10 protein-coding genes and 3 pseudogenes are annotated in these 14613 nt (G+C 62.3%); 12 read left to right on the plus strand and 1 reads right to left on the minus strand.

What is annotated here, in order from left to right; all coding sequences use genetic code 11:
* Window positions 1–55 precede the first annotated feature (55 nt).
* The 11 genes and pseudogenes from tssH to QZ766_RS01235 all read left to right on the plus strand — a co-directional run.
* Window positions 56–2668 (plus strand): type VI secretion system ATPase TssH, encoded by a 2613-nt coding sequence (gene tssH, locus QZ766_RS01190; protein WP_297196380.1) that lies wholly within the window; start codon window positions 56–58, stop codon window positions 2666–2668.
* Window positions 2669–2691: 23 nt separating this feature from the next.
* Complete coding sequence (locus tag QZ766_RS01195; RefSeq protein ID WP_297196382.1) at window positions 2692–4155, plus strand: serine/threonine-protein kinase; 1464 nt, start codon at window positions 2692–2694, stop codon at window positions 4153–4155.
* Window positions 4156–4271: 116 nt separating this feature from the next.
* Window positions 4272–4844: a hypothetical protein gene (locus tag QZ766_RS01200; protein WP_297196384.1), complete on the plus strand. Its 573-nt coding sequence runs from the start codon at window positions 4272–4274 to the stop codon at window positions 4842–4844.
* A gap of 17 nt (window positions 4845–4861) precedes the next feature.
* Window positions 4862–6787, plus strand: a complete 1926-nt coding sequence (gene tssI, locus QZ766_RS01205; RefSeq protein WP_297196385.1) for a type VI secretion system tip protein TssI/VgrG — start codon at window positions 4862–4864, stop codon at window positions 6785–6787.
* Complete coding sequence (locus QZ766_RS01210; RefSeq protein WP_297196387.1) at window positions 6784–7209, plus strand: DcrB-related protein; 426 nt, start codon at window positions 6784–6786, stop codon at window positions 7207–7209. Before tssI ends, QZ766_RS01210 begins: the two co-directional genes overlap by 4 nt.
* Complete coding sequence (locus tag QZ766_RS01215) at window positions 7206–11738, plus strand: RHS repeat-associated core domain-containing protein (protein ID WP_297196389.1); 4533 nt, start codon at window positions 7206–7208, stop codon at window positions 11736–11738. Before QZ766_RS01210 ends, QZ766_RS01215 begins: the two co-directional genes overlap by 4 nt.
* 2 nt (window positions 11739–11740) lie before the next feature.
* Window positions 11741–12151 carry a hypothetical protein gene (locus QZ766_RS01220; RefSeq protein ID WP_297196391.1) on the plus strand — a complete coding sequence of 137 codons (411 nt, stop codon included), beginning with the start codon at window positions 11741–11743 and terminating at the stop codon, window positions 12149–12151.
* A gap of 126 nt (window positions 12152–12277) precedes the next feature.
* On the plus strand, window positions 12278–12466 hold the full coding sequence (locus QZ766_RS23035) for a hypothetical protein (RefSeq protein ID WP_366509356.1): 189 nt from the start codon (window positions 12278–12280) through the stop codon (window positions 12464–12466).
* Window positions 12467–12490: 24 nt separating this feature from the next.
* Window positions 12491–13102 (plus strand): annotated as a pseudogene (locus QZ766_RS23040) (RHS repeat-associated core domain-containing protein); the annotation flags it as partial.
* Window positions 13102–13560, plus strand: coding sequence for a hypothetical protein (locus QZ766_RS01230; protein WP_297196393.1), 459 nt, complete (start codon window positions 13102–13104; stop codon window positions 13558–13560). The pseudogene QZ766_RS23040 and the gene QZ766_RS01230, both read left to right, overlap by 1 nt.
* Window positions 13561–13653: 93 nt before the next feature.
* A pseudogene (locus QZ766_RS01235) lies at window positions 13654–13985 on the plus strand (tyrosine-type recombinase/integrase); the annotation flags it as partial.
* Window positions 13986–14016: 31 nt separating this feature from the next.
* Here the strand turns inward: QZ766_RS01235 and QZ766_RS01240 are convergent.
* Window positions 14017–14241, minus strand: a pseudogene (locus tag QZ766_RS01240) (IS3 family transposase); the annotation flags it as partial.
* Here QZ766_RS01240 and QZ766_RS23045 point away from each other — a divergent pair.
* Window positions 14223–14613, plus strand: a 391-nt coding sequence (locus tag QZ766_RS23045; RefSeq protein ID WP_366509357.1) for a hypothetical protein, incomplete at its 3' end; no start/stop codon positions are given. The pseudogene QZ766_RS01240 and the gene QZ766_RS23045 sit on opposite strands and share 19 nt — an antisense overlap.

Below are 14613 nucleotides of genomic sequence, written 5' to 3' on the forward strand. Positions count from 1 at the left end.
GCAGCATCACCGTCCGGTAAACGACAACGTATTACGCTATTAAATGGAACCGAAGATGTCAGAAATCAGCCGCGCCGTACTGTTCGGCAAACTGGACACGCTGTTGTTTACCTCTCTGGAGAGCGCCACCGCGTTTTGTAAGCTGCGGGGCAATCCCTACGTTGAGCTGGTGCACTGGCTGCATCAGCTGATGCAGCAGCCGGACGGCGATCTGCAGCGTATTATTCAGCACTTCGCGCTGGACGAGCAGGCCCTGACCCGGGACATTATCGCCGCCCTTGACGCGCTGCCGCGCGGGGCCAGTTCGGTGTCCGATCTCTCGGAGCATATCGACAGCGCCGTCGAGCGCGCCTGGGTATACGGCTCGCTCAAGTACGGCGTGAACCGCATTCGCGGCGGCCACCTGATTATCGGCCTGCTGAAAACCTGGAATCTGGCGAACGTGCTGAAGGGCATTTCGTCCCAGTTCAGCCGCATCAACGTTGAGGCGCTGAGCGAGCAGTTTGACGCCCTGCTGGCGGAGAGCAAAGAGAGCCAGCAGGCAATGGCGGAACCCGCCGGGCAGGGCGACGTACCGGCGGCGAAGGGCGCGCTGGCGCAGTACGGCCAGAACCTCACCGAGCGGGCGCGGGAAGGCAAAATCGATCCGGTGGTCGGGCGCGACGAAGAGATCCGCCAGATGGTGGATATTCTGATGCGCCGTCGCCAGAACAACCCGCTGCTCACCGGCGAGGCGGGGATCGGCAAAACCGCGGTGGTCGAAGGGCTTGCCCTGCGCATTGCCGCCGGGGACGTGCCCGCGCCGCTGCAGGACGTGGCGCTGTGGCTGTTGGATATCGGCATGCTGCAGGCCGGGGCCGGCATGAAGGGCGAGTTTGAGGCCCGCCTGCAGGCGCTGATCGGCGAAGTCCAGGCCAGCCCGACCCCGATAGTTCTGTTTATCGACGAAATTCACACCCTGATCGGAGCGGGCGGCCAGCAGGGCACCGGCGATGCCGCCAACCTGCTCAAGCCGGCGCTGGCCCGCGGCCAGCTGCGCACCATCGGGGCCACCACCTGGGCGGAATACAAAAAATACATTGAGAAAGATCCGGCCCTGACCCGCCGCTTCCAGACGGTGCAGATCCACGAGCCGGACGAGGCGAAGGCGCTGCTGATGCTGCGCAGCACCGTATCGCCGCTGGAGCAGCACCACCGGGTGCTGCTGCTGGACGAAGCCGTGAGCGCGGCGGTAAAACTCTCCCACCGCTACATTCCCGCCCGCCAGCTGCCGGATAAAGCCGTCGCGCTGCTCGACACCGCCTGCGCGCGGGTGGCGGTCAGCCAGGGAGCGACGCCGCCGAAGCTGGAAGATCTGCAGCACCGTATTGACGCGCTTAACATCGAAATCGACATCGCCGGGCGCGAAAGCCGGGTCGGCGTCGGCGACAGCCAGCGTCCGGCGCAGCTTGCACAGGCTCGCGAGGCGCTGGAGGCGGAGCGCGACGCGTTGGCCCGCCTGTGGGAAGAGGAGCGCGGACTGGTAGATGCGATTATCGCCCTGCGCGCCGAGATGCACGCTGCCGACGATGAGGCGCTGCCCGCCCTGCGCGAAGCGCTGGACGAGAAGCAGCAGGCGCTGAGCGCCGTGCAGGGCGACAGCCCGCTGCTGTTCGCCGCGGTGGATGAAAACGTAGTCGCCGCCGTGGTGTCCGACTGGACCGGCATTCCGCTGGGGCGGATGGTGAAAAACGAAATCGACGCGGTGCTGGGCCTGGCGGACACCCTCAACCAGCGGGTGATCGGCCAGCGCCACGGGCTGGATCTGATCGCCAAACGGGTGCGCACCTCCCGGGCGCGGCTCGACGATCCGAACAAGCCGGTCGGCGTGTTTATGCTTTGCGGCCCGTCCGGGGTCGGCAAAACCGAAACCGCGCTGGCGCTGGCGGAGTCGCTGTACGGCGGCGAGCAGAACATCATCACCATCAACATGAGCGAGTTTCAGGAAGCGCATACCGTTTCAACCCTGAAGGGCGCGCCTCCGGGCTACGTCGGCTACGGCGAAGGCGGTGTGTTAACCGAAGCGGTGCGCCGCCGCCCCTACAGCGTGGTGCTGCTGGACGAAATCGAGAAGGCGCACCCGGACGTGCACGAGATCTTCTTCCAGGTGTTCGACAAAGGCTGGATGGAGGACGGCGAAGGTCGCCACATCGATTTTCGCAACACCATCATTATTCTCACCTCCAACGTCGGCACCGACCTGATTAGCGCCATGTGCGCCGATCCGGATCTGATGCCGGAGCCGGAGGCCCTGGGCACTGCCCTGCGCCAGCCGCTGCTGCAGGTCTTCCCGCCGGCGCTGCTGGGCCGCCTGCTGGTGGTGCCGTACTATCCGCTGAGCGACGAGATGCTGGGGCAGATTGTGCGCCTGCAGCTGGCCCGTATTCAGCGCCGCCTGCAGGAGAACCACGCTATTATTTCCGACATCGACGACAGCGTGGTGGCGCAAATCGTCCAGCGCTGTACCGAAGTTGAATCCGGAGGACGCATGGTGGATTCGATACTCATCAACACGCTGCTTCCGCAGATAAGCCAGATATTGTTAACCGCCAGCCGCAACGACGAGCAGTTCCGACACCTGCGCGTGACGTTCGAGAATGGCGAGTTTCATTGTCAGTTTGCCGCGTAATAATCATTAAGTGAGTCTTAAACATGACGGATCACGAAAATAACCGGACTGTCCTGAACGCGCTGCCGCTCGGGTACCGTTTTAACGAGTTTGAAATCAAGGAAGTGATTGGCGGCGGCGGCTTCGGCATTGTCTACCGCGCCTGGGACCACCAGCTTGAGCGCACCATCGCCATCAAGGAGTTTATGCCCTCCTCGCTGGCGGTGCGCAGCGATGACATGACGCTGGTGCTGCGCAGCGAGCGCTTCGGCAAGGCCTTTTCCGCCGGGCTGAACAGCTTTATCCAGGAGGCGCGCCTGCTGGCGCGCTTTAATCACCCGAACCTGGTTCACGTCCTGCGCTTCTGGGTACAGAACGACACCGCCTACATGGGGACGCTGTTCTATACCGGCACCACGCTGACCCGGCTACGCGAGCAGCAGCCCGATCTGATCGACGAGGCGTGGATCCGCCGGATGCTGCCGATGCTGTTTGGCGCGATCAAAACCATCCACGACGAAGGCTTTTTGCACCGGGATATCTCCCCGGACAATATTCAGATCCAGGAGAACGGCCTGCCGGTGCTGCTCGATCTCGGCTCTGCCCGCCGCACCATCGGCAACCTCAATGATGAGACCGAGACCATGCTGCGCCCGGGCTACGCGCCGCTGGAGCAGTACACCGACGACAACGAGAGCGAGCAGGGCGCCTGGACCGATATCTACGCCGTCGGCGCGGTGCTGCACACGCTGATTGTCGGCTCTCCGCCGCCGGTGAGCGTAGTGCGCAGCATTCAGGATACCTACGTGCCGCTGGCGGAAAGACAGCCGGCGGGCTACTCGCTGGCGCTGCTCAGCGCCGTGGATAAGGCGCTGGCCCTGCACGTTCAGGACCGGCCGCAGTCCATCGACGAGTTCGCCGAGCTGATTGAGATGCCGGTCTCCGACATTAACGACGTGCTGACGGTGAAAAAGACCGGCACCATGCTGGCGGTGGTGGAAGAAGAGGAGCCGGGCCTGACCGACTGGCGGCGCTACAAGGTGCCGGGGATGATCGCCGCGGGCGTGCTGGCGGGCATTATCGCCGGCGGCCTGCTGTTCAGCGGCGGCGGCAGCGACGACGAAAAAGCACCGGCGGCTGAAACCGCCGGCCGCACGACGCCGGAAAGCCAGCCGCAGGCCGCAACGCCGACGCAGGCTGAAACCGCCCCGGCCAGCGCATCTGCCACCGCGCAGGCGCCTGCCGAAACCGCGCCTGCTGCGCAGCAAGCCGCGCCTGCCGTTCCGGCCGCGGCGCCGGTAGCGCTGGTTTACGTGCGCATCCACGATGGCGAAACCCTCAAACTCAACGGCGAGACGCAAAACGTAACGCCGGGCACCAGCGGCTTCGTGCCGCTGAAGCTGGCGCCGGGCCGCTACGAGCTGGTGCTGCAGAACGGCGGGCAGAGCCGCACGCAAACCCTGAACATCGGTAAGGCGGGCACCTGGCTGGTGAATCCGGCGGGGTAATACGCCGGGTTCGCTTTTTATAGTGAATATAGAATTGAACAAGGCGCGTTAAGTGAATCTGCCGGGTTCGAGTCTTGAGGATAATTTATCGGGGTACTCTTTTGGGCGGTATCGGCGTGAGGCTGTCATCAATTATCTCAGGTCGCTATTTCTGCGATCTATTGGCCCACGGCCGGGAAATGGAGCAGGTTATTGCCCGAAACGACGGCAGCCTGCTGCAGCATTCGACCCCGGAGCTGGAGCGCTGGTTTGACAAACCGCCCGCTGAACTCCCGCGGCAAAACGGTTTCCCACTGGCATTTGTGCTGTTCTGTTTTATTCTGCCTTTTGCCGTGGATTTACTCCTGCTGCTGCCTGCGCTATCCGCACCAGCGCAGGCAGCGCTCTATTTTATTCCTGCAATTCTGCTCACCCTCGCCAATCTGACCGCCACATACCTGATTTCCCGGGGAAAGACCTCTGGTCTGGCGTGGTATGGCCGGGTGCATCAGACGCTCATCTGGCTGACGACCTTTTTATTTCTACGTTCGGCGCTCGCCGGCGAAACCCATCACGCGGTAATGGGCCTTGTCGCCCTGCTGCTGCTGTGCCGCATCATCCTCAACGGACGGGGCTTTATCCTGTTTGTGCTCTACGCGCGAACCCTGCGCATCACGGCGCTGGCCCGCGTGCAGCGAACCAAACTTTGATTAATGGAATGAACGCTATGCTAAACCGAATCACCGTCACGCTTCCCGACGGGGAGCTGCTGTTCTGGAAGCTCGCGGGCCGGGAGGCGATGTCCGAGCCCTTCGCCCTGACCCTGACCCTGCTGGGCACCGACGCGCGCATTGACCGCAGCCGGCTGCTGGGCCAGCCGGTGACGGTCACCATTCCGACCCAGAGCCTGCTGGCCCCGCGCTACATCAACGGCAAAATCACCCGGGTGGCGGTGAGCGCCACCGAGCTGAGCGGCACCCGCTACGCGGCATACGCCCTGACGGTGGAGCCGGACCTGTGGCCGATGAAGCGGGACCGCAACCTGCGCATCTTCCAGGGGCAGACGGTGCCGCAGATAGTGCAGGCGCTGCTGGCGGAGTATCAGGTGAACGTCGAGGACCGGCTGACGGGGAGCTACCGGGAGTGGGAGTACTGCGTCCAGTACCAGGAGAGCAGCCTGGACTTCATCAGCCGGTTGATGGAGCTGGAGGGGATAGCCTACCACTTCCGCCACGAGGCGGACCGGCACGTGCTGGTGCTGACGGACGCGGCGGGCAGCGGGCAGCCGTTCCCCGGGTACGAGATTATTCCGTACCACCAGACGCCGTCGGGGGGCAGCACCAGCGAGGAGGGCATCAGCCAGTGGGCGCTGGCGGACAGCGTGACGCCGGGGATTTACAGCCTGGACGACTACGACTTCCGCAAGCCGAACGCGTGGCTGTTCCAGGCGCGGCAGAACCCGGCGTCGCCGTCGCCGGGGAGCATCGACGTGTACGACTGGCCGGGCAGGTTCGTGGAGCACGGCCACGGGGAATTCTACGCCCGCATCCGCCAGGAGCGGTGGCAGGTGGAGCACCAGCAGGTACAGGCGACGGCAACGGCGATGGGCATCGCGCCGGGACACGTGTTTACGCTGACCAACGCGCCGTTCTTCAGCGACGACGGGCAGTACCTGACCACCGAAGCGACGTACCAGTTCGAGGAAAACCGCTACGCGAGCGGCGGCGACGGCGAGACCATCCACCGGACGGAGTTCACGGTCATCCCGGCGGGGGTGGCGTGGCGGCCGGCGCAGGGCACGGCGTGGCCGCGGACCTACGGGCCGCAGACGGCGCGGGTGGTGGGCCCGCAGGGCGAGAGCATCTGGACGGACCGCTACGGGCGCATCAAGGTGAAGTTCCACTGGGACCGTCTGGCGAAGGGTGACGACACCAGCTCGTGCTGGGTGCGTGTGTCGAGCGCGTGGGCGGGCCAGGGGTTCGGCGGGGTGCAAATCCCGCGTGTGGGCGACGAGGTGGTGATTGACTTCATCAACGGCGACCCGGACCGTCCGCTGGTGACGGGTCGGGTATACAACGAGGCGAGTATGCCGCCGTGGGCGCTGCCGGCGGCGGCGACGCAGATGGGTTTTTTAAGCCGGACGAAGGACGGCTCGTCGGAGACGGCGAACGCGCTGCGCTTCGAGGACAAGGCGGGCGAGGAGCAGGTGTGGATCCAGGCGCAGAAGAACCTGGACACCAACGTCAAGAATGATGAGACGCACAGCGTGGGGGGATCGCGCACCGTCAGCGTCACCCGCGACTACACCGGCACCGTCTCGGGCTCCCACTCCCAGGCCACCCAGCACAGCCACAGCGAGCTGGTCGGCGGCGGCTTTATTCAGCAGGTGCAGGGCGGGCTGGTGCAGGCCTCGGATACCGGTATCCGGCTGGTCTCGGGCCAGTCGGTGCTGGATCTGGGCGCGAATGGCCAGGTCACCCTGCAGTGCGTTAACTTTACGGTAAACGCCTCCGGCGTCGGCGAAATCAATACCGGCGGCACGCTGGATTTAAACATTAACAAGCCGGGCAAGGCCCCCGCGGCGGAGCCGACGCCGGGCCAGATTCAGGCCGCGGTGAAGAACGCTTTCAGTCAGGGAGACGGTAACGCATGAAAAACACCCCTTTTATCCTTTCCGAGGGCGCGCTGGCGCTGCCCGGCGCGTGGCAGGACTGCAGCATTAACGTGCTGCGCTTCCCGCAGCAGGCCGCGACGCTGGCCATCACCCGGGCGTGGGACATCAAGCCGGAAGAGGACGAGCGCTACCTGGGCCAGCAGCTGGAGAAGGTGAAGCAGCGGATGAAAAAATTCACCGCCGGCGAGCCGCAGGACAGCACGCTGGGCGGCCATCCCGCCCGCGAGGTGGCGGTACAGTTTCAGAGCGGGCAGGGCCCGGTGTACGAGAAGCTGGCCATCGCGCGGATTGACGAGCACCTGCTGGTGTTCACCCTCAGCCGCATGGCGCCGTTCGACGATGAGGCAGAGGCGTTCTGGACCGCCATTAAAGCCGGTCTGCAGCCGGAGGCGCAGCCATGAGTGATTACCTCGCCGCCCGCATGGGCGATCCGCTGATCCACAGCTCGGCGCTGGCGGATTTCGTCGGCGCCCTCGCTGAGGGGGCGGTCGTTGTCGGGCTTTTTGCCGCCGCGAGTAGCGGTATCGGGACGGTTATCGCCGTAACTGTTATTGCCGGCCTCACTGTTTCCGGGGGGCTGGAGACGATTGGTAATGCTGCCGGGAAGATTGTCGATAACCTCATCGGCACCGGCCCGCCCGACGCCTTTATCGTCACCGGCTCCGACGATGTTTACATCATGGGCAAAAAGGCAGCGCGCGCCGCCGGCACGGTGAACAGGGCGTCGCTGAACGTCACCCCCGGTGATGACAGCATCAACTGGACCGAGGTGGGCCTGACGATGCTCACCGCCGTGGCGGCGGCAATCAGCACGACACTTAATCCGGGTAGCGCGCTGGCGGCGCTGGCGGAGCGGGTGGGCAACACCACCTGGGACGACGTCGCCGACTTTGGAAAAAGCCTCTGGCAGGGGCTGTCCCAGCCGCTGGTTGAAAGCGCCGATCCCCACGCCACCCCCGCGCCGCTGGATCTGGTGGAGTGCTCGAAGGGCCACGCGGTCACCGCGCAGAACTTTATCGCCCAGGGATCGAAAAAGGTCTTTATCAACAATCAGCCCGCGGCGCGCAACGGTGACAAGAGCACCTGTGAGGCGGAGATCCAGGTCAGCGAAAATTCGCGGGTGCGTATCGGCGGCGACACCATCACGGTGCGCGACATCCGCAGCGGCAAAAATATGCTGGCCTATTTTGCCGGAACGCTAATCGGCGGCGGTGCCGTCAGAAAACTGATCCAGTACGGCTACAGCCGCATGCTGCTGCGCGGGCTGGGTAAAGAGATTATCTGTCCCATCGGCGGTGCCGTGGCTACGGAGGCTATCGCCCAAAGCGTAGGACGCATCGCAGGCGGCGGCGCGGGGGCAAAAATTGCCGCTGCCAGCCATACCGCTTATCCAGTTAACATCGCCACCGGCGCCAAGGTTCTCGCCGGCGAAGAGGACCTGGACTTCGTCCTGACGGACCGCATTCCGCTGCGCTGGCAGCGGGTCTACCACAGCCGCAACCTCACCGCCGGGATGCTCGGCACCGGCTGGATGCTGCCCTTTGAGACGCGCCTGTGGCGGCTGGCGGAAGACCAGCTGATGTTCCGCGACGTGAGCGGCCGCGAGCTGGCGATGGGCGAGGTGCGCCCGGGAGACGTGATCGACTTCGGCGACGAGGGGATGCGCCTCTTCTCCGCCCCGAACGGGGCGATGGTGATCCAGTTTGCCGACGGCGAGCACCAGCTGTACGAGCCGGACCCGGTTCATCCCGGCGAGTGGCGCTTGCACCGCATCTACGACCGGCACGAGAACGTGCAGCACTTTGAGTGGAGCCCGCAGGGGCAGCTGGTGCGCATCAGCGGCGACAACGAGGCGCTGGACGTGGCGCTCGAGTACGGGCGCGCGGGGCGGCTCGCCGCGGTGTACCAGATCTGCGGCGGCGAGCGCCGGCGGCTGGTCAGCTACGGCTATAACGAACAGGACCAGCTTGTCGCCGTGACCGACGCCGACGGCATCGTCACCCGCGAGTTCGGCTGGGACCGCGCCAGCGACATGCTGGCCCGGCACGGCTACGCCACCGGCCTGACGGTGCACTATCAGTGGCGCCCGGCGGCGGACAGCCGCCACTGGCGGGCGTTCGCCTTTGAGGTGCGCGACGAGCGCGACGCGCTGCTGGAGCACTGGCGCATCGACGCCGACGAGGGGCAGCGCACCGCCCGGGTCAGCAGCGACGAGGGCGCGGTGACCGCGCACCGCTGGGACGCGCTGGGACGGATGCTGGACTACACCGACGCCGGCGGCGGCGGCTGGCGGTTCGAGTGGCGGGGCGACAGCGAGCTGCTGGATGCGCTGGTGCAGCCGGACGGCGGGCGCTGGACGTTTGACTACGACGACCGGGGCAACCTTACCCTGGCGCGCGACCCGCTGGGCGGCGCGCTGCTGCAGACGTGGCACCCGCTGTACGCGCAGCCGCAGAAGGTGGTGGAGCCGGACGGCGCGGCGTGGCAGTACGACTACAGCCTGGCCGGCGACGTGACGGCGCTCACCGACCCGGAGGGCGGGGTGACGCGCTTTGAATGGGACGACCGGGGCGACCTGACCGCGCGCACCGACGCGCTGGGCAACGTCCAGCGCTTCCGCTGGGACGAGCGCGGGCAGCTGACGCGAGAGGAGGACTGCTCCGGGTACCCGACGCGCTATCTGTACGACGCGGCGGGGCAGCTGGTCGCCACCACGGACGCGGAGGGCAACACCGAGGGCTACGCCTGGAGCGCGGCGGGCCGCCTGCGGGCGTGGACCCGCGCCGACGGGCGCGAGACGCGGTATCAGTACAGCCGGGCGGGCCTGCTGTGCGGGCAGAGTATCGACGGCGAGCTGGAGCGCCGGGTGGTGCTCAACGCCCGGGGTCAGGTGTTGGAGTCGGTAGACCCGGCGGGGCAGGTGACGCGGTTCGCCTTCAGCCGGTGGGGCCGGCTGGAGAGCCTGACCAACGGCAACCGGCAGCAGTGGCGGTTCAGCTACGCGCCGGATGGGCAGCTGACGCGGCAGGAGGACTATGCGGGTCGGGTGACGGAGTACCGGCACAACCGGCTGCGGCAGGTGGAGACGCTGGTGCGCCATCCGGCCCCCGGGAGCGGGCAGGCGGCGCAGGCGCTGCACTACGAGTACGACGGGCTGGGCCGGATGACCGCGCGGGAGACGGCGGTACACCGGGCGGAGTTTGTTTACGGCCCTCGGCGCACGGCGGTTCGCCGGATGCAGCGCGACGCCTGGCGGGAGGCTATGATTGCCGGGACGGAGCCGGAATGGGCGGAGACGGTGGCGTTCGAGCGCGGCGGAACGGGGCTGCTGCTGGGCGAGGAGAACCACGGCGGGCGCTACGCGCACCACTACGACGCGCTGGGCAACCTGAGCGGGACGACGTACCCGGACGGGCGCGAGCTGGAATACCTGCGCTACGGCAGCGGCCACCTGCTGGAGATGCAGCTGTCGCTGGGCGGTGAGAAGCACGCCCTGGCGGGTTACCGGCGGGACCGGCTGCACCGTGAGACGCGGCGGACGCTGGGGAGCCTGACGCTGGCGACGGGTTACGACATGGCGGGGCGGGTGACGCTCCGGCGCTGCGCGGACGACGCGCGGGGCAGGCTGGTGTCGGAGCGGCGCTACCAGTGGGACCGCGCGGACCAGATAGTGCGGCAGATGCAGACGGACGGGACGCCGGCGCTGCCGGAGGAGAAGTACCGGCAGGCGCAGTGGGGATACGACGCGGCGGGAAGGATGACGCGCAGCGTGCAGCCGGAGGCGGACGAGCGGTTCTGGTGGGACGCGGCGGACAACCGGACGACGGCGGAGCGGCAGCCGGTGTGGAACAACATGCTGCGGCGCCTCGACGGGGTGGCGCGGGAGTACGACGGCTTTGGCCGGATGACGGTGCGGCGCGACGCGCACCGGGACGTGACCCAGCGCTATTCTTACGACGACGAGGACCGCATCAGCGCGGTGGGCATCGAGGGCGACCGGGAGTACGCGAGGGCAGAGTATCGCTACGACGTGCTGGGGCGGCGGACGGAGAAGCGCGTCTGGCGGCACGGGGCAGCCACGCCGGAGCGCACGGCATACGCGTGGTCGGGGATGCAGATGGTGGGCGAGGAGAGCGACGCCCGGCCGGAGACGAAAATTCAGCACGTGTACGAGGAGGGCGGCTTTACGCCGCTGGCGCGGGTGGAGAGCTTTGGCGCATCGGTACAGGTGTACTGGTACCACGCGGAGCTGAATGGCCTGCCGGAGAGGATGACCGACGCGGAGGGGGAAACGGTGTGGCGGGGCACGTTCAGCGCCTGGGGCCGGACGCTGGCCGAGAGCGGGTCGGGGCGCTGGCGCGGGCAGCAGAATCTGCGGTTCCAGGGGCAGTATCTGGACCGGGAGACGGGGCTGCACTACAACACGCTGCGGTACTACGACGCCTGGGGCGGGTGCTATACTCAGGTGGACCCGATCGGGCTATTGGGCGGGTTGAATACGTATGGGTATGTGGGGGATCCGTTAACGTGGGTGGATCCGCTGGGGTTAACGCCTTGCAATAGTTTATCAAAATTGTCTAAACCAGGAGAGGATTTATATGTTGGAACATATAACCAAGTGAGAGGTGCTAATATAAAAAGTGGCCTTAATCCGACTCATACTCCACATCACGCAATTCAAAATGCAGCTAGCCCCACAACGCATGGTAGAGGTATAACTATCAATATGAGAAAAGACCTTCATGAATTAACATGGACTTATAAAAAACCTATGGTTCGTGGGTTAAGTAATAGAGATTATTTGGGTAGAGATATTGCCGACCTTCGAAAGATACTACGTAATGCAGGCTATGAGCGTGATATTGTAAATAGGCAATTGGGCGAGTTAATTAGACAGAATAAAGAGCTCTGGAAGACATTAGGACAATGATAATGACTAAAGAAGAAGCGTTGAAATTTCTTTTAAAGCATCAACCGATGCCCTCAGATAAAGATTTAACTAAAGATATTATCGATAGATATGATGATGTGAGAAAATTTTTTATCCAGCATCCAGATAGTGAAGCTATAAAGCTGTTTCTACGTTCTTTTGGCGATGGAGATGGGTGGGGAGTATATCAGTTAGTAGAGGATTTTTTTTATCAGTGTCCTGAGCCTGAAGTTAAAAGGGAAATAAAAAAAGTGCTTGAAGATGTAAATATATCTGATGGTGTAAGATATTGGAGCACGCAAATAGCAGCGGCATTTAATGATGAAATGTTAAGAGATGGACTTGAAATATCCTTAAAATCCAAAAATCCAGATATAAGTGATGCCGCTGAAATTGCGTTAGGTTTACTTTAGTAATTAATTTTGAGGATCAGCTCAAAATTTAAATCTGCGCTGCGGCAGGGCTCACTGGAGGCTGACGAGCGGTTCTAGCGGCACGGGGCAAATGCGTCGGAGCGCACGGCGTACGCGTGGTCGGGGATGCAGATGGTGGGCGAGGAGAGCGACGCCCGGCCGGACGCAAAAATTCAGCACGTGTACGAGGAGGGCGGCTTCACGCCGCTGGCGCGGGTGGAGAGCTTCGGCGCATCGGCACAGGTATACTGGTACCACGCGGAGCTGAACGGCCTGCCGGAGAGGATGACCAACGCGGAGGGCGAAACGGTATAGCGGGGCACGTTCAGCGCCTGGGGCCGTACGCTGGCTGAGAGCGGGTCGGGGCGCTGGCGCGGGCAGCAGAACCTGCGGTTCCAGGGGCAGTACCTGGACCGGGATACGGGGCTGCACTACAACACGCTGCGGTACTACGACGCGTGGGGCGGGTGCTATACTCAGGTGGACCCGGTGGGGCTGTTGGGCGGGTTGAATACGTATGGGTATGTGGGGGATCCGTTAACATGGGTGGATCCGCTGGGGTTGAGTTGTCGTAATTCACAAAAGCGATTTAATAAGAGAGATAGAATAACTAAGCGTTATGTAGATTTACTCTCAGGGAAAAAACCTGCTGATGTAGAAAAATATTTAAACAGCAAAGGCTGGAAAACTACATATCCGCAAAGTGCTACACCACATAAAACACAGCATGTTATTTTTGAAAAAACAACAAAGGCAGGTGAGATATACCATCTTGACTATAATCCTTCAGGAAAAACACATAATAGTGATTATTGGAAGGTAATAAAACCTAATGATCCAGTAGAAACTGTGTATGGGCGTATTGGGCATGGTGGCTTTGAACGCTATGATAAAATCAAGAACTCTCCTGTTTATGTCGATGGGGTGTTAATGAACTCATGGGGGCAATAATGAATAATATTATTATAGGGCTGGATATGGACATCGTTCCAGGTAAATCTATTGGAGGGATACCTTTAGGCGCAAATGTTAATGACATTATCCGACATATAGAATATAAATATAATATTTCCAAATCTAGTTTTAGTAATGCTACGGGCAATTATTCTTTTTATAGGGTGCAAGGAGGGGCTATATCATTTACCACTAATAATCATGATGTTATTGTAGCATTATGGTGTGAGCCTCCTTACTCGGGTAGCTTTAAGGGGAAGTTATATCCTGGGATCACAGCTCGGGAAATAAGAGATAAATCTAAAAGGCAAGATATTATAAAAGGATATCTTGTAATTGATCAGGACTTTACTATTTATTTTGGCATGCCTGATGACATTGATGATTTTAATTATTTTTCTGATTTGGATGATGAGACTGTTTTTAATGAATTATATGTAGGTAATTTGAAATAAAAAACTGGGAGTGGTATGTCATACACTCCCAAGTATTTTATTTAGCCTAATACATCCTGTTTTACCAGACTGAGCATGCTTTTGACCTGCGCCATGGCCGTCAGCGGGCAGCTTAATCGTCTGAGTGCGATAAAGGGGCTGTTCCGCTGGCTGCTTAAAAACACGTCATCCTCTACAACCCCGCTGGCCTCCTGATGCTGCCGAAGGCGGAAAAGATGCTGCCCGCGCACGTATTCAGTGAGGAGGAAACCCGTTCGGTGCTGGTCAGCAACGACGCCAGAACGCCATTGGGTCTGCGCAACCGGGCCATCCTCGAACTATTCTGGAGCACAGGAATACGGCGCATGGAGCTAACGAACCTGATACGGTGCGATGTGGACTTCAGTCGTGGGGTGGTGTACGTGCGGCAGGGTAAGGGCGACAAAGTGATCCTCTCCTCGTAATATGGACGCCCCCCTAAGCGAGGTTCTGATTTTCAAATTGTTCCGGGCTGAGACCACCGCAGGCACTGTGACGACGCCAGCGGTTGTAATCGCATTCAATGTAATTAAATATCACTGCACGCATATCTTCACGTCTGACCAGACGCTCGCCGTGGATGCATTCCACCTTCAGCGAGTGGAAAAAACTTTCCGCACAGGCATTATCATAGCAACAGCCTTTTGCGCTCATACTGCCGCGTTGACCGTACGGGCGAGGAGAACCACGGCGGGCGCTACGCGCACCGGTACGACGCGCTGGGCAACCTGAGCGGGACGACGTACCCGGACGGGCGCGAGCTGGCGTACCTGCGCTACGGCAGCGGCCACCTGCTGGAGATGCAGCTGTCGCTGGGCGGGGAGAAGCACGCCCTGGCGGGTTACCGGCGGGACCGGCTGCACCGTGAGACGCGGCGGACGCTGGTGAGCCTGACGCTGGAGACGGGATACGACATGGCGGGGCGGGTGACGCACCGGCGCTGCGCGGACGACGCGCGGGGCCGGCTGGTGTCGGAGCGGCGCTACCAGTGGGACCGCGCGGACCAGATAGTGCGGCAGATGCAGACGGACGGGA

The organism is uncultured Pluralibacter sp. (assembly GCF_913775985.1).
GTDB lineage: Bacteria > Pseudomonadota > Gammaproteobacteria > Enterobacterales > Enterobacteriaceae > Pluralibacter.